Origin of the sequence: Saccharopolyspora antimicrobica, assembly GCF_003635025.1 — a bacterium.
In the GTDB taxonomy this organism is placed as follows: Bacteria; Actinomycetota; Actinomycetes; order Mycobacteriales; family Pseudonocardiaceae; genus Saccharopolyspora; species Saccharopolyspora antimicrobica.
In genome coordinates, this window is record NZ_RBXX01000002.1 from 1506687 (window position 1) to 1526323 (window position 19637).

Sequence of the window (19637 nt, forward strand, 5' to 3'; positions counted from 1 at the left end):
CGGGCGGTCATCGCACGTGTAACCGGCGGTAAGCCTTTCACCACTGATTTCCACCGAATCTTCACGCGCGAGTAGCGCCGATTCAATGTGAATTCAAGACCGCCTTTTGGTGGTACAAACCAATTTTTTTCTCTGGCAAGGTTCCGGATCACCACGGGAAGACCGCCCGTGACCTGCGAAATCACTCCCCCGAGACGCATGGATCCCCCGAAGGAGGAAACCGTGAGCAAGGTCCGCAAGAGCCTGCTTACCTGTGCTGCGGCCACGGCAGCACTGGCCCTCGGCGCTGTTCCCGCGCTCAGCGCTGAAGCGACCGACGCCCGAGCCGACGCCGCCGCTCCGGTCGCCGCCTCGCCCTACCTCTACAACGGCTGGGGCAACCCGCCCGCGGTCGGCGAGGTGATGAGCGCCACCGGCATCAAGGACTTCACGCTGGCCTTCATCCTCTCCGACGGCACCTGCAACCCCACCTGGGACGGCAACCGCCCGCTGGACGGCCCGGACAAGGCGGTCATCGAGGACGTCCGCGCCAACGGCGGTGACGTCATCCCGTCCATCGGCGGCTGGGCGGGCAACAAGCTCGGCGAGGCCTGCCAGGACGCGCAGTCGCTGGCCGCCGCCTACCAGAAGCTGATCGACGCCTACGACCTGAAGGCCATCGACATCGACATCGAGGCGACCGAGTTCGAGACGCCCGCGGTACAGGACCGGGTCCTGGAGGCGCTGAAGACGGTCAAGGAGGCCAACCCCGGCCTGCAGACCGTGGTCACCTTCCCGACCCTGATCAGCGGCCCGAACGCGCACGGCCAGCGGCTGATCGACAAGGCCGCCGAGATCGGCGCGAACGTCGACGTCTGGACGCAGATGCCGTTCAACTTCGGCGGCACCGACATGGCGGCCGACACCATCACCTCCACCGAAGCGCTGAAGGAGCGGCTCAAGGCCGCCTTCGGCTACAGCGACGCGGAGGCCTACGCGCACGCGGGCATCTCCTCGATGAACGGCAAGACCGACGTCGGCGAGGTCGTCACCCCGGCCGACTTCCAGAAGATGGCCGACTACGCCAAGGAGAAGAACCTCGGCCGGTTCACCTTCTGGGCGCTGAACCGCGACCGCCAGTGCGAGGGCGGTAGCGGCGGGGACTCCTGCAGCGGCATCCCCCAGCAGCAGTGGGAGTTCACCAAGATCGTCGCGGGCTTCCAGGGCTGATTCTCCGGCTGCCGCGAGGAGAACGGCCGCCGCTGAGCGGACCGTTCGCCTCGCGGCAGCGGTGCGCGGTGGTGCGGTAGCTTCGGGTGCGTGAACGAGGAGACCTGGGAGCAGGTGCGGGCGGTCGTGGCCTCGATCCCGCCCGGATCGGTGCTCTCCTACGGCGACGTCGCCGAGATCGCTGGGCTGCGTTCGGCACGCATCGTGGGCCGCATCCTCGCCGAGGACAGCGCCGATCTGCCGTGGCACCGGGTTCTGCGTTCCAACGGCACGGTCGCCGAACACCTCCGGCAGCGCCAGCTGGAACTGCTGCGCGCCGAAGGCGTCCTCGCCGACGGCGCCCGCGTCAGCATGCGCCGCTACCGCTGGATCCCCGAGGAAGAGTCCCGCCCCGGCTCCGCGGTCTAGTCACCGAAGTACCAGTGCTTTCCCCTGGCCCAACCGAGGAAGCGCCTGCCCCCGTTCGGTGTCGTGCCGGACTCGTCGAACCTCCCTCCACCGAGCACGTGCGCCAGTCCCTCGACTGCCGGTGCGAACCGGGTGAGGCCCGCGCCGCGAACCGCCTCGTCCAGCCCGCCCAGCCGGGCCCGCTGTTCCCGCGGGTCGCAGAAGCCGAGTAAGAAGATCGCCTGCCGCCACGCATAAGCAGCGTTCTTCACCTGGATCAGCGCGGCGTGGTGGTCGGACGCCGGTTGCTGGCGGAGCCGGGCGACGATCCAGTCGAACGTCCGCCGGACCAGCTCCGGCGCGTGCTCGCGCAGCTGCTCCGCCAGTCCCAGCTCGTGCACCAGGACAGCGAGGTTGTGCGTGGTGAGGATCTGGGACTGCTCCAGCACCGCACCGTTGCGCGATATGAACCCCCTGCCGCTACCGGCTTCCTCGGCCCGCGCCGCGCACAGCGCGGTGAAGTCGTCGGCGGTCCGCCGTCCCCACCTGGTACCGATTCGCCGAGCCTCCGGCCACGCCGGTGGCAGGTCGTAGTAAGCCGCGTAGACCGTGCCCGCCATCGCCCGGCTGGCCAGCACCGCGGCATCCCGCCACTTCATGACGAAGGTGCCCGTGAAGATGTCCGCCGCCACTTCCTCCACCAGCGGCATCCGGATCCCGGCCAGCACGGACATGGCACCGAACTCGCGGACCAGCGGGTTCGGCAGCAGGGCCTGCGGGAACGAGGTGATCGCGAGCAGCACGGCCTGCTGCAGCGAGCGATGCGCGGCCACCGAGCGCTCCACCCGCGGCGACCGGCAGACCGCGAGCGCGCGCACCCACGGGAGTTCGTCGAACCGCACCTGTTGCTCCAGGTTGAGCAGCAGCAGGCTGCGACGGCGCCGGAACGCGGTGTAGGTCTGCTCGTGCACCCCGGCCAGCACCGGGTCGTCCAAGCCCGCCGAAGCGAACCGGGCGGTGAGCTGCGGCAGCACGCGTGCGAGCACCTCGCCCGAGGTGATCACGCCGCGGCGCACCAGCTCGTCGACCGGTGCTTCCAGCGCACGGGCCACCTTGTCGACCAGGTGCTCCGGAATCGCGGTGCCGACCGGAACGCCGCCCGCACCGTCCTCTTCGGACACTGCCGCCGCGATCGGCTCCAGCGACGGCACACCTCCGTCGGCCGGGTAGTGGTCCAGCCGCGCGGCCACCAGTTCCGCGATCGAGGCGTGCGTGGGAGCAGCGATCGACTCGGCCTGCGCCGCGCGGATCGAAGCGCGAAGCTCCCCGTTCGGCGCACCGTGCCTGGTCGTGGTGTTGGCGAGCGCGCGGCGAATCCAGCCGACCTCCCGCCCGGAGAGCTCCGCGCTGTCCACCGGGCAGGCCAGCAGAGCGGCGCGCAGCCTGGCGAAGTTGCTCTTCGGGTGGGCGTGCCGACCGGACGGCGCGTGCTCGCGGCAGGTCCGCGTGTAGTCGTCGAGCCACCGGATCCGCGCCTGCACCCAGTCATCCGGCCACCGGCGGCACGGCCACCCGCCGCGCACCTCGTTCCGCTCTTCGTCCAGGTGCGGCAGCGCACCGTCGACCGTGCTGCACCACAGCTCGACGAGCCGGTCGTGGAGCGGGTTCCACACCTCCAGCGTCTCGCGCATCGCGGCCAGCTGCGCCGGCACCCGGACCCGGCGCAGCGAGGCCGCCACCTCGCCCACCGGAGCCAGTCGCACCGCCGCACCGGACGGCTGCGGCACGGACTCGAACCGCGGTGTGAAGCGCAGCCGGTGCATCAGCGGCCGAAGCTCGGCGACGAGGTCCAGCGCTTGCGCTGCGAAGCCCCGATCCAGCAGCAGGGCCGCGACTGCCAGCGCCGATTCCTCCGGCACGTCGATCCGGCAGGTCCCGCTGCGCACGGCGGCGAGGAGTTCCGCCCGGCCGGTGTCACCGAGGTACCAGAGGTTGAGCCGCTCCCGGTCGGTCTCGCCCGGTACGTCGTCCGGCAGCGCGACCAAGCGCTCCTGCTCGGCGTCGGACAGCGGTGCCTCCGCCAGGTACCGCCCGGTGGCGAAACCGCCGTGGGCCACTTCGAGCGTCACCCACGGAGGCGTGTCGGCGACCGGCGTGCGTGAGCCGATCCGCAGCCGCCCACCGGCCATTCCGGCCAGCACGTCCTCCCAGCGCCGGACCTTCTCCAGCGCGGCGTGGTCACCGGACCGCGCGGCTTCCAGGGCGGCCGTCCACTGGGCCACCGCGTACGCCGGTGCGGCGCGCTCGCTGTTCTGCTCGGACATGACTCACCCCAGACGTGGAAGAACGACGAGACCTGGCGGTGAGGATCGAACTCACGCCCTCCCGGTTACAGCCGGGTGCTCTGCCGCTGAGCTACACCAGGTTGCGGAACGGCGTTCCGCTTCGACATGGAGGCGGGAATCGAACCCGCGCCCTCCCGGACCCGAGCCGGGCGATCTACCACTGATCTACTCCATGATGCGCCACCACTGTATTGAGCGAACCACCGCGCGGACAAACGATTTTCAGTACCACGATGGAATTACCCACAATTCAGGGAACTTCGAATCCACCGCACCCGGGAATCGCACTCCCGCAAATCAGTCCACTTCGGACTGCTGACGTCCCGGCAGTTCGTCGGCGACCAAGCGCACCAGGGCCGCGGTGCGAGAACGCTCCGGCATGGCGTACGGCAGCCCGGCGGCGGCGATCGGCGCGGCGGTGACCGGCCCGACGCACGCGATGAAGACCTTGTCCCGCAGCACTTCCCGCAATCGCTCACCCCGCCCGGTGCGATCCGCGCGCGCGAGGAAGTTGGTGGCGGCGGGCGCGCTGGTGAACGGCAGTGCGTCCACCTCGCCGCGCAGCACCGCGTCGATCAGCCCGTCCAGCGCACCCAGATCGACCGGATCCGTCCAGCGGTACACCGTCACCGGCACCACCTCGGCACCGGCGTCGCGCAAGGCGCGGCGGAACTCCAGCATCGGGTCTCCGTGCACCTGCAGCACGACCCGCTTCCCGGCGAGGTCCCGCTCCAGCAGGTGTGCGAGCACCTCCGCGGACTCCTCCGAAGGCGACGTGAAGGACTCCACGAGCCCAGCGCCCCGCACCGCGCCACGCGCCTTCGCACCCCGAGCCGCCACCTCGGCCGAGCTCAGGTGCTCCCGCAACCGCTCACCGGCACCAGCGTGCTCGGCGGCCTCGAACCAGCCCCGGAATCCGATCCCGGTGATGGCCACGACGTGGTCGACCGGCGCGGCGAGCACTTCCGCGGTGGCCGCGGCGAGCTCACCGTCCTCCGGCAACGGCACGGTGTGCATGGCCGCACCGAACACCACCCGCGCACCCCGCCGAGCGAGCAACGCCCCGATCTCCTCGGCCTTGCGCTCGGCCGTCACACCCACCGTGAAACCGCGCAGCGGCTGCTCCTCGTCCACGACCCCATCCTCACACCACGCGACGACCCCGGTGAAGGGCATCGGGATTCAGAGAACTTCGAGGACCATCTGGGAGGCGCGTTCGAGGCCGGTGAGGGTCTGGGTGGAGGAACGCGGGTGCAGGGCGTGCACCGCCAGCCGGAACAGCAGGGCGCGCAGCAGCGCCTGCGGCCAGTCGGACAGGTGCGACCAGCGCTCCACGATCGCCGCATCCGCACCGCCCCAAGCCAGCGCGTCGATCACCACGACCGCCGCCGCCCACTCCGCGGGCCGCCAGTACGGGTTGAAGTCGATGATGCCGGGCGCCGCGTCGTCGGTGAACAGCACGTTGCCGAACAGGTCGCCGTGCACCACCTGCGGTCCCAGCTGGACCTCGCGCCGCGAGCCGGTGAGCACGTCGTAGAGGCGCCCGCCCTTCTCCTCCGGCAGCGCGTACTCCTCCTCGCCCCAGGCCATCCGGTCGGCCAGCGCGTAGATGTCCTGGCGAGCCTGCAGGAAGCGCGGCCGGGCCAGGAAGCGGCTGGCCGAGTGCAGGCGCAGCGACATGGCCACCACGTCGTCGTGCCGCGGCTCGGCCCGGCCGGCGATGTTCCGGCTGGCCGACCAGCCCGACACCACCCAGCGGCCATCGGTGGACCGGACCGGGCGGGAGACCCGCACCTCGTCCGGTTCGAGCAGGTCGAGGGTCTGCGCGACCCAGGCGGCTTCGGCGGTGTTCGCGGCGGGCTTCAGCACGATGTCCCCGCACCGCCAGGCGACCGCGCCCTCCAGCGGCTCAGGATCTTCGACGCGCGCGCCGAATGCCGCGCGCACGTGCGGCGGTGGCGGCTCCGGCGTAGGACTCACGCGCCAGACGCTACATCGATGATCGCCGAATCCGCAGCAGGCACTCCGAAGCCCGCGAACACATCACTTCGAACGGCAACGGGCCGGCGGGTGCCGAAGCACCCACCGGCCCGTTGCGCACGGATCAGTAGGTCGGGAGGCTCGGGTCGACTTCCTTCGCCCAGCCGAGGACTCCGCCACCGACGTGCACCGCGTCCGCGAAACCCGCCTTGTGCAGGGCCGCGAGGGTCTCCGCCGAGCGCGCGCCGGACTTGCAGTGCAGGACGATCTTGCGGTCCTGCGGCAGCTCCGACAGCGCCTCACCGGAGAGGATGCGGTCCTTCGGGATCAGCTTCGAGCCCTCGATCTTGACGATCTCGTACTCGTGCGGCTCCCGGACGTCGATCAGCTCGAACTTCTCGCCGCTGTCGAACATCTCCTTGAGCTCGCCGGGGGTGATCGTGCTCTTCGCCGCCGCTTCCTGGGCGTCGGAGGAGACCACGCCGCAGAACGCCTCGTAGTCGATCAGCTCGGTGATCGGCGTGGCGTTCGGGTCCTTGCGGATCTTGACGGTGCGGTAGCTCATCTCCAGCGCGTCGTAGATCATCAGCCGGCCGAGCAGCGTCTCGCCGATGCCGGTGATCAGCTTGATCGCCTCGTTGACCATGATCGAGCCGATGGAGGCGCACAGCACGCCGAGGACGCCGCCCTCGGCGCAGGAGGGCACCATGCCGGGCGGCGGCGGCTCCGGGTACAGGTCGCGGTAGTTCGGGCCGTGCTGGTCCCAGAACACGCTGGCCTGGCCCTCGAAGCGGAAGATCGAGCCCCACACGTACGGCTTGCCGAGCAGCACCGCCGCGTCGTTGACCAGGTACCGGGTGGCGAAGTTGTCCGTGCCGTCCAGGATCAGGTCGTAGTCGCGGAAGATGTCGAGCGCGTTGTCCGAGCTCAGGTGCGTCTGGTGCAGGACCACCTTGACGTACGGGTTGACCTCGGCGATCGAATCGCGGGCCGATTCCGCCTTGGGCCGGCCGAGGTCGGACTGCCCGTGGATGACCTGGCGGTGCAGGTTGGACTCGTCGACCTCGTCGAACTCCACGATGCCGAGCGTGCCCACCCCGGCCGCGGCCAGGTACAGCAGCGCCGGGCTGCCCAGGCCGCCGGCGCCGACCACCAGCACCTTGGCGTTCTTCAACCGCTTCTGCCCGTCCATCCCGACGTCCGGGATGATCAGGTGGCGGCTGTAGCGCGCGACCTCTTCCTTGGTCAGCTCAGCCGCCGGTTCGACCAGCGGCGGCAGCGACGTTGCGCCGGACATTCCCAGCTCCTCCTCAATGGTCGGCGCCACCAGCGCGCGAGCACGTCAGCGGCACCTCAGGCGTCCCCGGAGAGCGCCCGAACGGGGTCTCACGGAATCTGCAACGCAAGACTCCCCGATGCTCTTCCGCAACCCAAACTACTCCCACACTCCGGGACGAAACCCGACCGCAACAACCCGTCGGCCCCTCGTTCCTCCGCGGTTCCGCCACCTGGAACCGACTACGGGATCGGGAAGGGCCACGCGTTGGGCTTGCAGACGAACCCGTCCGCCGGGATCTGGGTGCCCTGGTCGGCGATCTTGTTCAGCTCGTGCAGCTCGTTGTTCGAGACGCTGAAGGTCTGCTGCATCATCACCGGCGCGAGCCCGCCCTGCGTCGGGCAGCCCACGTGCTTGTTGCCGAAGACGTGCCCGACCTCGTGGTTGATCGCGTAGCGCCGGTAGCTGCCCATGTCGCCCTCGAACGACACCGCGCCGCGCACCCAGCGGGCCGCGTTCAGGTACACCATCTCGCCCTTGCGGCACGAGCTGTCGTAGGGCACGCCGTTGCTGTAGTCGCAGGCTTCGCGCGCGGTCTGCTGGCTGACCAGGATCACCCGGAAGTCCGGGCTCTCGCCGCCCGCGTCCACCCGCTGCAGCGAGATCGGCCCGGAGCTGGTGGCCCCCTGCGGGTTGGTCCAGCTGCGCGGGTCGGACAGCGTCGTCTGCACCAGGTTGCCGAACTCGGCGTTCGGGTCGGCGATCTCGACGCCGACCTCGATCTCGACGGTGTAGCGGTACAGCCGCCCGGTGCCGACCACCTCCGAGGTGCCGGGCAGCACCCGGAAGGTGCGCGCGCCGGTCTCCGGGATCTCGCCGCCCTCGGGCGGCAGGTCCGCGGAGAACAGCTCCGGGCCGAACTGCTGCCCGGGGACTTCGGTGACGACCGGCTGCTCCGGGAGCTCCGATTCGCCCGCCGCCTGCTGTTCGGTGCTGGCACCGCCGTCGGTGGGCCGGACGGTCTGGAACACCGCGAGCGCGCTGATCACGACCAGCAGCGGGACCGCGTAGATCCGCCAGCCGTACCGGGACATCACGCCCGGTCGCTTGCGGCGCGGGCGCGGCTCGTCGTCCTCGAAGTCCTCCGCCTCGTCGAGGTCCTCGGGTTCGGCGGTGGGGTTCCAGGACGCCGCCAGCGGCTCCCCGCGGTGCTCTTCCGCCCCTACTCGCGCCGTGGTACGACCTGCCGGTCGGCGGTCGTTCGCGGAGTTACGAGGTCGCTGCGGCGGGCGGGTCACGCACACTAGCGTGCCACAGCCCATCCGGCACCCCAGGTCACACCGGCCACTGCGGGTGGCCGGGCCGGTGGCGCCGTCCCGGGCGGGCCCAGTCCGATCACCACAGATCTTCGGATCCGGCCAGGCCGAGCACCGCCCGCGCGACTATCCGTGGCCGTTCCATCTGCGCGACATGACCTGTTCGTGGCAGCACGAGCAACTTCCCGCGCGGCACCAGCAGCGCGGTGCGCGGCGCTTTGCGCACCGAGACGACCCGGTCCTGCGCGCCCCACACGACGAGCGTCGGCGCGCTGATCTCCGGGAGCAGCCGCCACAGCGAGCGCGCGGGCGGCACCAGCCAGGAGCGCACCAGCTCCATCGTGGTCCGCCCCAGCGCCGGGCCGGCCCAGGGCAGCCCGTCGCGCTCCTCGAACTCCGCGACCGCCTCGGCGAAGCGGTGCTCCGGCACCACGCCCGGGTCGGCGAAGCACAACCGCATCAGCTGCTCGGTCCGCTCGGCCGGGGTCGTGGTGGCCAGCTGCCTGCGGGCCCTGGTCCCGAGAACCGGGAGCATCGCCAGCGCGATCCGCGGGTCGGAGAGCCGTCGCGGGTCCAGCCGCAGATCGGGCATCGCCGGGGAGATCAGCGTGAGCGTGGCGACCAGGTCCGGGCGCTGCACCGCCACCTCGATCGCCACCGCCGCGCCGAAGGAGTTGCCGGTCAGGTGCACCGGTCCGGGCAGCTGCGCCAGCAGACCGATCACCACTTCGGCGTTGGCGCGGCGGGTGCAGGCGAAGCCGGGCGGCGGTTCGGTGCGGCCGAACCCGGGCAGGTCGACGGCGATGCTGCGCAACCGGGGCGCCAGCACCGCGGCGAGGTCGGTCCAGTTCGTCGACGAACCGGCCAGCCCGTGCAGGTGGACCGCGGTCTCGGTGCTCGCCGACGGCCCGGGCGTCTCCCGCACGTGCAGGCGCACCGGGCCCTGGCCCGTGGCGACTTCGAGGTGCCGACCGGGCGGTGGCTTGGCGGTGAGGTCGACCGGCGCAACGCCGTCGACCACCAGCGGCACCCGCGTCAGCTCCCGCCGGCCCAGCCGGTCTCGTCCGGGGTGCGCAACGGCAGACGTCGTCGTGGTCACAGCTACAGCATGATGGCCCTGCCACCACCGGATTTCGCTACCTACCACTACCGGCGAGTAGAGTCAGGCCGCACCGGAGGTCGCGGAGACCGCCGTGAGCGTTGGGAAGGAACCGGGTGGAGGCGAGGATGACCGAGACCGCGCAACCGAGCCGAGGTGTCCGGTTGCCCCGCGACGCACGCCGGGCGCAGCTGCTCGAAGCTGCACAGCACGTGTTCGTGCACAACGGCTACCACGCGGCGGCGATGGACGACATCGCGGAGCGCGCGGGGGTCAGCAAGCCCGTCCTCTACCAGCACTTCCCCGGCAAGCTGGAGCTGTACCTGGCGCTGCTGGAGACGCACGGCAACGAGCTGGTGCGCCGCGTCCGGGAGGCGATCGCCTCCACTTCGGACAACAAGCAGCGGGTGCGGGCGGCGATCGGTGCGCTCTACGAGTTCGTCGCGGGCGAGGGCCAGGCGTTCCGGCTGGTGTTCGAGTCCGATCTGCGCGGCGAGCCCGCCGTGGAGAAGGCCGTGGAAGATGCCCTGGACGGGTGCATCGACGCGATCACCGAGGCGGTGACGGCGGATGCCGGGCTGGACGCCGAGCGCGCCCGCCTGCTGGCCGTCGGCCTGGTCGGCCTGAGCCAGGTGACCGCGCGCTACTGGCTGGACGAGCGCGGGACGATCGCCCTCGAAGAGGCGGTCGGGCTGATGTCCACGCTCGCCTGGAAGGGCCTCGCGGGCTTCCCGCTGCAGAACCCCTGACCCACCGGAGTCCGTCGCCGTCGGGCGAGACCTCCGCGATTTCAATTGAAGTCGAACGTCCGATTTCAATGGAAGTTGCGCGCCCCGTTGGCGTGTCGGGCATCGACACGCCAACGGAGCGTCGGTTTCGCGCGATTTCAATTGAAATTGGACATCTGATTTCAATTGAAATCGCGTGCCCCGGTCAGCGGGCGGCTTTGGCGACCAGTTCGGCGATGCGGTCGGTGACCTCCGCCGTCCGCTCCAGCGGGAGCATGTGGCCCGCTCCCGCGTAGATCAGCAGCTTCGCCTCCGGGAGCGCCTCGGCGATGCGGCGGGAGTGGGTGTGCGGCGTGAGGCGATCGGCGAGCCCCGAGAGCACCACGGTCGGGATGTCCCGCAGCACGGCCAGCGCGTCGAGCCGGTCGTGATCGATCAGCGCTTCGCGGTAGGCGGCCATGTTCGCCGGGTGGCACGCCGCCACCCAGTCCGCGGTGACGGCCACGTCGCGGGCCTCCGGCCCGGTCCCGAACAGCAGCCAGCGCATGCCCGGCCGCATCCAGGACGACTGCGGGCTCAACCGCTTCCCGCGAGCCGCCGCGAGCCGCTTGCGCACCACCCGCTCGCCCCGGTTGGCCAGCGCCGCGACCGGTGCGGGCAGGCCGAGGGTGGGTGCCGCCAGGTCGCCGCTGGAGGTCGCCACCAGGGCCACTCCGGCGACGCGCTGCCGGACCAGCTCCGGGTGCCGCTCGGCCAGCGCCATGATCGTCATGCCGCCCATCGAGTGCCCGGCCAGCACCACCGGGCCGACCGGAACGCGCTCCGCGATCAGCTCCGCGAGGTCGTCCGCGCAGCGCCGGATGCTGGCGCTGCCCGGCTGCGCCGGATCGCTCTCGCCGTGGCCGCGCAGGTCGTACCGGATCGTGCGCACCTCCACGCCGGACGCCGCAGGCAGGCCGGCCACCACCCGGTCCCAGAGGTGCTTGGTCAGCGTCCAGCCGTGCACGAGCACGACGGTGACGGGCGCGTCGGCCGGTCCTTCGTCGACGACGCGCAGCCGGGCGCCGTCGCTGGTGGTGAACTCGTCGGCGGTCGTGGTCTGCAAGTTCGCTCCCGTCATCGGATCAGGTAAGCCTTCTTCCACCAGTACATGCCCGGTTTGCCGACCAGCCCGGCCTCGTCCAGGAACGACATGATCTTCTCGCCGCCCCAGTGCAGGGTGTCCCGCCAGTTCGGGTTCCGCCAGGCCGCTTCGAGGCCGTCGCGCGGCCGGATCCCGACCGCCTTGTAGACGTGCGGGTTGATCAGGCTGAAGCAGATCGCGTAGGACACCAGCGCGGTCCAGAACTGGTGGTAGGCGCGCTCCGCGGCGTTGCACTCGGCCATCCGGCGCACCACCTCCTCGCGCGCGAAGGTCACGTGCCGGGCCTCCTCCAGCACGTGGATGCGGTTGATCATGCGCACCAGCGGCTGGACCTCCGGGTCGTTCATCTGGTCCCGCTGGTAGCGGTCCAGGATCTCCTCGGCGACCAGGATGGACGCGTACGCAGACGGCCCGCGCAGGGTCGCGGGCAGGATCCGGCCGCCGAGCTTGAGCAGCGGCAGCGGCCCGTAGGCGGGCGCCCCGACCCGGTCGACGGCCTTGGCGAACATCGTGGAGTGGCGGCACTCGTCGGCCACCTCGGTCAGCGCGTACTGGGCGTGGTTGGTGCGCGGGTCGGAGTCGTAGAACTCCTTGAGCAGCATCTGCATCAGCAGGACCTCGAACCACAGGCCGTTGGAGGCGATGCTGGCGAACTCGTGCTTGGTGAGCTCGATGCGCTGCTCGTCGCTCAACCGGTCCCAGAGCGGCGTGCCGTAGAGCGAGCTCCGGTGGAACGGGATGAACGGCTTGCCCTCGGCCAGCGGCGCGTCCCAGTCCACGTCCACTTCGGGGTCGTAGCTGTTCCGGGCGGACGAGTTCAGCAGTCTGCCGGCTGTCTTCTCCCGGTCGTTGACCTGCAAGGCCCTGCTCATCCGGTGATCACCCTCTCCGCCGCCACGTTGCGTGTTACTTCAGGTAACAGTTACCTTGGGTAGCGTGAGCCACACCTCTCGACCTGTCAAGGCTGTCCAGCGCGGCGATGCGCGCCGGGAGCGCTGGCGGGAACACCGCCAGGCCAGGCGCGCCGAGTTCGTCGAGGCCACGGTGCGCGCGATCGGCAAGCACGGCGCCGACGTCGGCATGGACGACATCGCCGCCGAGGCCGGCGTCAGCAAACCGGTGCTCTACCGGCACTTCAACGACAAGAGCGACCTGTACGTCGCCGTCGGCGAGTGGGGCGCGGAACTGCTCATGCAGCGGCTGCGCCCGCTGTTCCACGAGAACGGCAGCCCCAACCAGCGGATCCGCCGCCTGCTCGACGCCTACCTGGGCACCATCGAGCAGTACCCGGAGCTGTACCGGTTCGTCGTGCAGCGCAACTTCGCCGACCGGCCGGTGCACAGCGATCCGGTCTCGGCGGAGAAGACGGTGATCGCCAACTCGCTGTCGCGCATCCTCGGCGAGTACCTGCGGCTGCTGGGCCTGGACTCTGGCGGCGTCGAGGTCTGGAGCCACGGCGTGGTGGGGATGGTGCAGGCCAGCGGCGACTGGTGGCTGGACCGGCAGTCGATGAGCCGCAGCGATCTCACCGACTACCTGGCGCAGATCATCTGGCACGCGATCGACGGCGTGCTGCGCTCGGCCGGGCTGGTGATCGACCCCGACGAACCGCTCGAGATCAGCGACCAGGGACTGCGCGTGGTCGCGGAAGCAGAGGAGCAGGAGGCCGAGCATGGCTGACCACGACGAGGACGACTACCGCGGCCCGGCGACGGTGCGCACCGACGACCGCGAGGTCCCGGTCGAGGTGGTGCTGCGCGGCCACTTCCAGCCGATCGACGGCCGGTTCCACTGGTACGGCCGGCTGGCCGCGCACGACGAGGTCGCCGAGTTCGCCGCGAACCGCAAGACGCCCGTGCTGCTGAGCACCCCGGAGGGAGAAGCGCAGGGCGTCCTCTCCGACCCCGACCCGTGGGGCCGCTACCGCATCACCGGCACCGGGCGACCGCCGTTCCCGATCCCGACCGACGTGACCGACTGAGGCTCCGCGCAAAGCAGTGAGGGGCACCCGCGACTCCTGGTCACGGGTGCCCCTCACCGGTGAGAACCGATGTTCCGCCGCGGACGGCGGATCGATCAGCCGACGCCGAAGCCGACTCGCGGCAGCTCCGCCGGGCCGATCTCGACGTAGGCGACCTTCGTCGACGGGACGATGATGCGCCGACCCTTCTCGTCGGTCAGCGCCAGCACGCCCTCAGCGTTCTTCAGCGCGTCGGCGACCAGCGACTCGACCTCTTCGGGGGACTGACCGCTGGCGACCGTCAGCTCGCGCGGGCTGTCCACGACGCCGATCTTGACCTCCACGCCGAACCTCCGTTGGCACTAGATTCCGATAGGTGCGATCAGGCTATCCCACTGCCCGCACCACCTCCGGGCAACGAAGCCGGTAGCGCGGCTATTCCACCGAACGCCACAACCGCCGTCCGGTGACCGCAGCCGCGACGATCGACGCGCTCAGACCGCACCCGGAGTCCAGGCGGGCGCTGAGGTTCCGCTACCCGCACCGCCACGCAGAACGAGTTCGGAAGAATTCAAGGTCAGCCGAGGCCGAGGCGGTCCATGCGCTTGCCGTGGTTGCTCTGCAGGCGGCGGAAGAGCGCACCGATGCCGGTCAGGTCACCCGAGCCCTTGATGATCAGCTCCGCCAGCGCGTCGCGCTCGGCCACCACCCGCTGCGCCTGCATGATCGCCTCACCCAGCAGCCTGCGGCCCCACAGCGTCAGCTTGTCGCGCAGCTTGCGGTCGTTCTCGCAGGCCGCCTGCACCTCGCGCTCGGCGAAGGCCGAGTGCCCGGTGTCGGCCAGGACCGCGAGCACCAGCTCGCGCGTCGTCGGGTCCAGCCACTCCGCCACCTCGCGGTAGAAATCGGCCGCCAGGCCGTCGCCCACGTAGGCCTTGACGAGTGATTCCAGCCACGAGTGCGGCGCGGTGGAGGCGTTGAACGCCTCGAACGGCTCGGCGAAGGGCTCCATGACCTCGCCGATCGACACCCCGCGGCCCGCCAGGTGCTCCTCCAGCAGCCGGTAGTGCCCCATCTCCGCGGCCGCCATGCTGGCCAGCGCCGCGCGCCCGGTCAGCGTCGGGGCGGTGCGCGCGTCCTCGGCGAGGCGGTCGAACGCGGTCAGCTCGCCGTAGGCCAGCGCCGCCAGCAGATCCACGACACCTTCCGAGTAACGCTCGTCACTTTCTCCGGGCAGCGCCGTGCTCTGGTCAGCCTCACTCATGCCTGCGAGCCTAACCGGCGGCACGCCCGAGTTACGCGCACCACGGCGAGAACGGCGGGCGAACAGGTATCCTCGGGCATCGGAGGAGCTACGGCGTCCAGCGGGCGGCGCACCGGTCGGGACCGGTCGAGCACCGCGGGGCTGGCTCCCCGAACGTCACGATCCGGGCGAGCGAGGCCCGAGCGGGACGGCCCCCGGACCACTGCCGGCGCGAACGCGGCCCACGTGAGATCGCACGCCGGCTTTGGCGCACGCGACGCCGAGAGGAACGAACCGCAGCGGATCACCACCGCTGAGCGAACAAAGGCGCGCATCATCACGTCGGTGACCACGAGCACAGCGAGCGGCTGGAAACGGCAGGCCGCGGTGCCGGGAGGACGTCGCCACGGATCGGCCCGAGCCGGGACGCGAGCGCGCAGGTACCGAGAGAGGCGATCATTCTGACGTTCACCAACAGCCAGGCCCCCGACGGCCTCGAAGATCCCAACGGGGGCGGCAGCCCCGAGGAAACCACCCCGGCCGTGGCCGCGAACCCGGAAGCCCCGACGTTCGCCGAGCTGGACGTGCACCCGGACATCGTCCGGGCGCTGAGCGAAGCGGGCATCGAGCGCACCTTCGCCATCCAGGAGCTGACCCTGCCGCTGGCGATGGGCGGCGAGGACCTGATCGGTCAAGCCCGCACCGGCACCGGCAAGACGCTGGGCTTCGGCGTCCCGCTGCTGCACCGCGTGGAGGTGCCCGGCGACGGCACCCCGCAGGCGCTCGTCGTGGTCCCCACCCGCGAGCTGTGCCTGCAGGTCACCCGCGACCTCACCGACGCGGGCAAGCACCTGGGCGTGCGCACCGTCGCCGTCTACGGCGGCCGCCCGTACGAGGAGCAGATCTCCGCCCTGCGCAAGGGCGTCGACGTGGTCATCGGCACCCCGGGCCGCCTGCTCGACCTGGCCGAACAGCGCCACCTGGTGCTCGGCAAGGTCCGCGGGCTGGTGCTCGACGAGGCCGACGAGATGCTCGACCTGGGCTTCCTGCCGGACATCGAGCGGATCCTGCGCATGGTTCCCGAGCAGCGGCAGACCATGCTGTTCTCGGCCACGATGCCGGGCCCGATCCTGACCCTGGCCCGCACCTTCATGACCCGCCCCACGCACATCCGCGCGGAGCAGGCCGATGAGAGCGCGGTCCACGAGCGCACCCACCAGCTGGTCTACCGGGCGCACTCGATGGACAAGAGCGAGCTGATCGCCAAGGCCCTGCAGGCCGAGGGCCGCGGCCTGGCGATGATCTTCAGCCGCACCAAGCGGCAGGCGCAGAAGCTGGCCGACGAGCTCACCGAGCGCGGCTTCGCGGCCGGCGCGGTGCACGGCGACCTCGGTCAGGGCGCCCGCGAGAAGGCGCTGCGCGCGTTCCGCTCCGGCAAGGTCGACGTGCTGGTCGCCACCGACGTGGCCGCCCGCGGCATCGACGTGGCCGGCGTCACGCACGTGATCAACCTGCAGTGCCCGGACGACGAGAAGACCTACGTGCACCGGATCGGCCGCACCGGCCGGGCGGGCCGCGAGGGCGTCGCGATCACGCTGGTCGACTGGGACGAAGAGCCCCGGTGGAAGCTGATCAGCGACACGCTGGGCCTGGACAAGCCGGAGCCGGTGGAGACCTACTCCACCTCGCCGCACCTGTTCACCGACCTCGACATCCCGACCGACGTGACGGGCCGGCTGCCGCTGGCCAAGCGCACCCGGGAAGGCCTGGACGCCGAGCCGGAGACGCAGGGCGAGGCCAAGCGCCCGCTGCGCAACCGCCGCCGCACCCGCGGTGGCAAGGAGTCGCGCGGCGAGGCCGAGACCGGCGCTCGCCAGGACAGCGACGCCGAGACCCGGCCCGCGCGCACCCGGCAGCGCCGTCGCACCCGCGGCGGCGGAGCCGAGGCCAGCGCGCCGGCGCCGGAGGCGCCCGCCGCAGGCGGCGAAGCCGACGCCGGTGAGCGGCCGCGCCGCCGACGCCGGAGGCGTCGCCCGGGCGGCGGCGAGCAGGCCGGCGAAGCCGGTGGCTCGGCGCGCAGCGGCAACGCCGAAGGCGGCGGCGCGTAGCGGAGACCGCGGGGTGGCGGTTTCGGGCAGAGATCGCCACCCGGTCCACGAGAAGACCGCTGGTTTCGCGCGAAACCAGCGGTCTTGCCAGTTCAGGAGCCGGTGAGCTCGGCGGGCACCTCCCGGTTGCGGACAGGCACTAAGCTCGCGCTCGACGAGAGCTCGCCCTTTTTAGGAGTGATGGTGGTCCGGCCGGAGCGGCGTACGCGTACCGATCTCGTCGTGGTCGCGCTGATCGCGGTGGCCGTGGTCGTCACCGGCACGGTGCTGTGGATCAACAGCGATGCCCGGGCCACCGTTTCCGAGGTCGCCACGCACCCGGTGCTGGATCCGCCGTGGGTCGACAGCGTTCCCGGAACGCTGACCGAGGCGTGGCGGGCACCGAGCCCCGCCACCCCGGTTCCCGTGGTCGCAGGCCCGGCGGTGGTGACCGGGGCGGGCAACGAGGTCCTCGGGCGCCATCCGGCGACAGGCCTGGTCGCCTGGCGCTACGCGCGCGACATTCCACTGTGCACGGTCGGCGCCGAGTGGGACCGCGCGATCGCGGTCTTCCGCAAGTCCCTCAACTGCAGCGAGGTCACCTCGCTGCGGGGGCCGACCGGCGTCCGCGGGCCGCAGCGCAACTCCGACGCCGAGCCGGGCACCCAGCTGCTCTCCGACGGCACCTACGTGACCGCCACCGGGCAGCGGACCTTCGAGTCCTGGCGCTCGGACCTGGTGCGCACCCAGCAGTTCGGCATCCCGCCCGCCATCAAGAACCCGGACAACAACATGCAGCGCCCGGACTGCACGTACTCCTCCCTGGCAGTCGGCGACGAGCGCACCGCGGTGATCGAGAACTGCCCGCGCGAGCTGGGCCGGGTCACGGTCGTCAAGACCCGGCCGGAGGACGACGAGAAGCCGGAGGAAGTCCTCAGCGTCGGGCTGGGCAGCGCTTCGGCCGGAGTCGTCGCGGTCACCGACGAGCACGTCGCCGTGGTGCAGCGCGACCACTCCGCGGTGGTCGTGCTCGACAACAGCGGCCGCGAGGTGGCGCACTACCCGGTCCGCGTCGGCACCCCGGACTTCCGGGCGAACGTGCAGGTCGAGTCGACCACCACCGTCGAGGACCGGATCTACTGGCACACCGGCGCGGACACCGTCGCGCTCGACCCGGCGACCCTCGCCCCGCTGTGGACCGCCCCGGACACCACCGGGCCGGGCATCGAGTTCGGCGGGAAGCTGCTGGTCCCGGTGCTGGACGGGCTCGCCGTCCTGGATCCCGCCACCGGCCACCGCGAGCGGGTGATCCCGGTGGACCGCGCCGGCTACACCGGCCCGGTGCAGCTCAACTCGGTCGGCCCGGTCGTGCTGGAGCAGCGCGGCGACACCCTCGTCGCCCTGCGCTGACCGGCGTCAGGCCCACCACCAGAACCACAGCGAGCCGAGCACCAGGACGAACACGCCCAGCGTCGCCAGCCCACCGACCAGATCGCGGCGGCGATCGGCGACAGCCTGCACCGCCACGGCCGCCACCGACGTCACCAGCTGGGAGATCACCGCAGGTAGACCGGGCCCTTGCTGGCCCTGCCCCGTCGCCCAGAACTGCACGCCGACGAGCGCCAGCGCGAGCACCAGGGAACCCACCGCCAGTGCACCGCTCAGCCCGCGGATCGCGCTCCCGCTCCGGCTGGGCGCCCGGCGCGAGTGCCGTCCCCGGGCTCCGTCGACGGGGATCGGCCGCGTTCGGAACTGCCGCGACTCGCGCGGCTGCTCGTAATCGAATCGCCTGCTCATCAGGTTTCCAACGCAGACCAGGACGGCAGATCCGGCGCCGCCTGCTTGCCCTCGGCGCAGTGCGACCGGAATTCGCACCACGAGCAGTGCCGCCCGGTCCGCACCGGGAACAGCGCCTCCGGATCACCGCCGAAGGACAGCTCGTCGGCAGCGCTCTGGAACTCAGCGGCCAGCTGCTCGGCCCGATCCCGCAGCGCGGCCAGCGATTCCGCGGTGTGCTCCCAGCTCGCGACGGTTCCGGTGGGCAGGTGGTGCAGCTCGACGCGGCGGCAGGTCCGGTGGAACTGCTTGCGCACGGCCAAGGCGTAGAGACCCAGTGCCAGCGATTCCCGCGCGTCGTCGACGCTGAGCCCGTACCTGCCGGTCTTGTAGTCGACGACGACGAGTTCCCCGTCGCGCTCGTCGATGCGGTCCACCCGGCCTTCGGCGATGATCGACCCGGCAGGTGCGGAAACCCACCGCTCGACCGCGACCGGGGTCTCGGCCGGAGGCAGCTCGGCCACGTACCCGCGGACCCACTCCTGGGCCCGCTCCCGGTATTCGGCGGCCTGCTCGGGGCCCGCGAACCCGTCGGACTTCCAGTGCTCCCGCACCAGCATCGCGGCCCGCTCCGGCGACCGCTGGTCGACGCGCAGGTCGAAGTAGGCCCGCAGCGCGTTGTGCACCACCGCGCCGAGCGTGGCGTTCGCCCGGGCACCGGCGCGCGGCGGGGTCGGACGATCGAGGTAGGTCATGCGGTACTTGCGCGGGCACTGCTGCCAGTTCGACAGGCGGGCCGGAGTCACCCGCACCAACTTGCTGGGAATGCCCTCAAGGCCTAGCTGCCCTTGCACGCGACCCACAGTACGCAGTTTTGCGGCTGCCCCTCGACCGGCCCCGATCAGAACTGTCGGCGTAGCCGTCCGCGCCTGTGCAAGCGGCGCCAGCCGCTTCGAGTGCGCACGCAGGTCGGCCACCGGCGGGTTCTGAGTGGTTTCCTGGCGAGGACGGCCCCTCCGCCGTGTATCGGACATACATCAGGAGGGGCACCCGCGGTCCAGGGAAGCACTCAGGTTCCGCCAAGCGA

19 protein-coding genes and 2 tRNA genes are annotated in these 19637 nt (G+C 71.2%); 7 read left to right on the forward strand and 14 right to left on the reverse strand.

The genetic code is table 11. The features are described from left to right. The first annotated feature begins 222 nt into the window (after window positions 1–222). The gene (locus tag ATL45_RS07560; RefSeq protein WP_093153508.1) at window positions 223–1209 is read left to right on the forward strand and encodes a chitinase; all 987 of its coding nucleotides are present in this window, start codon (window positions 223–225) and stop codon (window positions 1207–1209) included. A 90-nt stretch (window positions 1210–1299) separates the two neighbouring features. After that, on the forward strand, window positions 1300–1617 hold the full coding sequence (locus tag ATL45_RS07565; protein WP_093153153.1) for an MGMT family protein: 318 nt from the start codon (window positions 1300–1302) through the stop codon (window positions 1615–1617). On the opposite strand, the gene ATL45_RS07570 is transcribed toward ATL45_RS07565, so the two are convergent. From ATL45_RS07570 to ATL45_RS07605, 8 genes are all read right to left on the reverse strand, one after another. Next, window positions 1614–3920, reverse strand: a complete 2307-nt coding sequence (locus ATL45_RS07570; RefSeq protein WP_093153151.1) for a hypothetical protein — start codon at window positions 3918–3920, stop codon at window positions 1614–1616. The two genes, ATL45_RS07565 and ATL45_RS07570, sit on opposite strands and share 4 nt — an antisense overlap. Window positions 3921–3950: 30 nt before the next feature. Further along, window positions 3951–4021, reverse strand: a tRNA-OTHER gene (locus ATL45_RS07575). Window positions 4022–4044: 23 nt separating this feature from the next. Beyond that, window positions 4045–4116 (reverse strand) — tRNA-Pro (locus tag ATL45_RS07580). A gap of 122 nt (window positions 4117–4238) precedes the next feature. Beyond that, entirely contained in the window at window positions 4239–5075 is an 837-nt protein-coding gene (locus ATL45_RS07585) for a uroporphyrinogen-III synthase (RefSeq protein ID WP_246025211.1), read from the reverse strand. A gap of 48 nt (window positions 5076–5123) precedes the next feature. Then, window positions 5124–5921 carry a TIGR02569 family protein gene (locus tag ATL45_RS07590; protein WP_093153146.1) on the reverse strand — a complete coding sequence of 266 codons (798 nt, stop codon included), beginning with the start codon at window positions 5919–5921 and terminating at the stop codon, window positions 5124–5126. A 124-nt stretch (window positions 5922–6045) separates the two neighbouring features. Next, window positions 6046–7218 (reverse strand): adenylyltransferase/sulfurtransferase MoeZ, encoded by a 1173-nt coding sequence (moeZ, locus tag ATL45_RS07595; RefSeq protein WP_093153143.1) that lies wholly within the window; start codon window positions 7216–7218, stop codon window positions 6046–6048. Window positions 7219–7439: 221 nt separating this feature from the next. Next, entirely contained in the window at window positions 7440–8495 is a 1056-nt protein-coding gene (locus ATL45_RS07600) for a DUF3152 domain-containing protein (protein ID WP_246025212.1), read from the reverse strand. Window positions 8496–8592: 97 nt separating this feature from the next. Continuing rightward, window positions 8593–9612, reverse strand: a complete 1020-nt coding sequence (locus tag ATL45_RS07605; protein WP_246025213.1) for an alpha/beta fold hydrolase — start codon at window positions 9610–9612, stop codon at window positions 8593–8595. A gap of 128 nt (window positions 9613–9740) precedes the next feature. On the opposite strand from ATL45_RS07605, the gene ATL45_RS07610 reads away from it, so the two are divergent. Then, on the forward strand, window positions 9741–10361 hold the full coding sequence (locus tag ATL45_RS07610) for a TetR/AcrR family transcriptional regulator (RefSeq protein ID WP_093153135.1): 621 nt from the start codon (window positions 9741–9743) through the stop codon (window positions 10359–10361). A gap of 184 nt (window positions 10362–10545) precedes the next feature. On the opposite strand, the gene ATL45_RS07615 is transcribed toward ATL45_RS07610, so the two are convergent. Then, complete coding sequence (locus ATL45_RS07615; protein ID WP_093153133.1) at window positions 10546–11460, reverse strand: alpha/beta fold hydrolase; 915 nt, start codon at window positions 11458–11460, stop codon at window positions 10546–10548. Beyond that, window positions 11457–12356 (reverse strand): AurF N-oxygenase family protein, encoded by a 900-nt coding sequence (locus ATL45_RS07620; RefSeq protein WP_093153131.1) that lies wholly within the window; start codon window positions 12354–12356, stop codon window positions 11457–11459. Before ATL45_RS07620 ends, ATL45_RS07615 begins: the two co-directional genes overlap by 4 nt. Window positions 12357–12420: 64 nt before the next feature. Between ATL45_RS07620 and ATL45_RS07625 the strand changes: the two genes are divergently transcribed. Together ATL45_RS07625 and ATL45_RS07630 are read left to right on the forward strand one after the other, a co-directional pair. Continuing rightward, window positions 12421–13164 carry a TetR/AcrR family transcriptional regulator gene (locus tag ATL45_RS07625; protein ID WP_093153128.1) on the forward strand — a complete coding sequence of 248 codons (744 nt, stop codon included), beginning with the start codon at window positions 12421–12423 and terminating at the stop codon, window positions 13162–13164. Continuing rightward, entirely contained in the window at window positions 13157–13465 is a 309-nt protein-coding gene (locus ATL45_RS07630) for a DUF4873 domain-containing protein (protein WP_093153125.1), read from the forward strand. The genes ATL45_RS07625 and ATL45_RS07630 overlap by 8 nt, the downstream gene beginning before the upstream one ends. A gap of 95 nt (window positions 13466–13560) precedes the next feature. Here the strand turns inward: ATL45_RS07630 and ATL45_RS07635 are convergent, their stop codons facing one another. Continuing rightward, the gene (locus tag ATL45_RS07635; protein ID WP_093153123.1) at window positions 13561–13788 is read right to left on the reverse strand and encodes a DUF3107 domain-containing protein; all 228 of its coding nucleotides are present in this window, start codon (window positions 13786–13788) and stop codon (window positions 13561–13563) included. A gap of 233 nt (window positions 13789–14021) precedes the next feature. Then, window positions 14022–14708 carry a ferritin-like fold-containing protein gene (locus ATL45_RS07640; RefSeq protein WP_093153121.1) on the reverse strand — a complete coding sequence of 229 codons (687 nt, stop codon included), beginning with the start codon at window positions 14706–14708 and terminating at the stop codon, window positions 14022–14024. A gap of 521 nt (window positions 14709–15229) precedes the next feature. Here ATL45_RS07640 and ATL45_RS07645 point away from each other — a divergent pair. Together ATL45_RS07645 and ATL45_RS07650 are read left to right on the forward strand one after the other, a co-directional pair. Next, window positions 15230–16795 carry a DEAD/DEAH box helicase gene (locus tag ATL45_RS07645; protein WP_246025214.1) on the forward strand — a complete coding sequence of 522 codons (1566 nt, stop codon included), beginning with the start codon at window positions 15230–15232 and terminating at the stop codon, window positions 16793–16795. Between the two features lie 180 nt (window positions 16796–16975). Continuing rightward, window positions 16976–18184 carry an Rv3212 family protein gene (locus ATL45_RS07650; RefSeq protein WP_246025215.1) on the forward strand — a complete coding sequence of 403 codons (1209 nt, stop codon included), beginning with the start codon at window positions 16976–16978 and terminating at the stop codon, window positions 18182–18184. Window positions 18185–18190: 6 nt separating this feature from the next. Here ATL45_RS07650 and ATL45_RS07655 read toward each other — a convergent pair whose 3' ends face one another. Further along, window positions 18191–18571 (reverse strand): hypothetical protein, encoded by a 381-nt coding sequence (locus tag ATL45_RS07655; protein ID WP_177241983.1) that lies wholly within the window; start codon window positions 18569–18571, stop codon window positions 18191–18193. Next, entirely contained in the window at window positions 18571–19404 is an 834-nt protein-coding gene (locus tag ATL45_RS07660) for a RecB family exonuclease (RefSeq protein WP_246025216.1), read from the reverse strand. Before ATL45_RS07660 ends, ATL45_RS07655 begins: the two co-directional genes overlap by 1 nt. Window positions 19405–19637 lie beyond the last annotated feature (233 nt).

Coding starts and splice junctions, on each gene's coding strand:
- ATL45_RS07570 (WP_093153151.1), bottom strand. CDS start 3,920: ATGTCCGAGCAGAACAGCGAGCGCGCCGCACCGGCGTACGCGGTGGCC.
- moeZ (WP_093153143.1), bottom strand. CDS start 7,218: ATGTCCGGCGCAACGTCGCTGCCGCCGCTGGTCGAACCGGCGGCTGAG.
- ATL45_RS07610 (WP_093153135.1), top strand. CDS start 9,741: ATGACCGAGACCGCGCAACCGAGCCGAGGTGTCCGGTTGCCCCGCGAC.
- ATL45_RS07615 (WP_093153133.1), bottom strand. CDS start 11,460: ATGACGGGAGCGAACTTGCAGACCACGACCGCCGACGAGTTCACCACC.
- ATL45_RS07620 (WP_093153131.1), bottom strand. CDS start 12,356: ATGAGCAGGGCCTTGCAGGTCAACGACCGGGAGAAGACAGCCGGCAGA.
- ATL45_RS07630 (WP_093153125.1), top strand. CDS start 13,157: ATGGCTGACCACGACGAGGACGACTACCGCGGCCCGGCGACGGTGCGC.
- ATL45_RS07640 (WP_093153121.1), bottom strand. CDS start 14,708: ATGAGTGAGGCTGACCAGAGCACGGCGCTGCCCGGAGAAAGTGACGAG.
- ATL45_RS07650 (WP_246025215.1), top strand. CDS start 16,976: ATGGTGGTCCGGCCGGAGCGGCGTACGCGTACCGATCTCGTCGTGGTC.
- ATL45_RS07655 (WP_177241983.1), bottom strand. CDS start 18,571: ATGAGCAGGCGATTCGATTACGAGCAGCCGCGCGAGTCGCGGCAGTTC.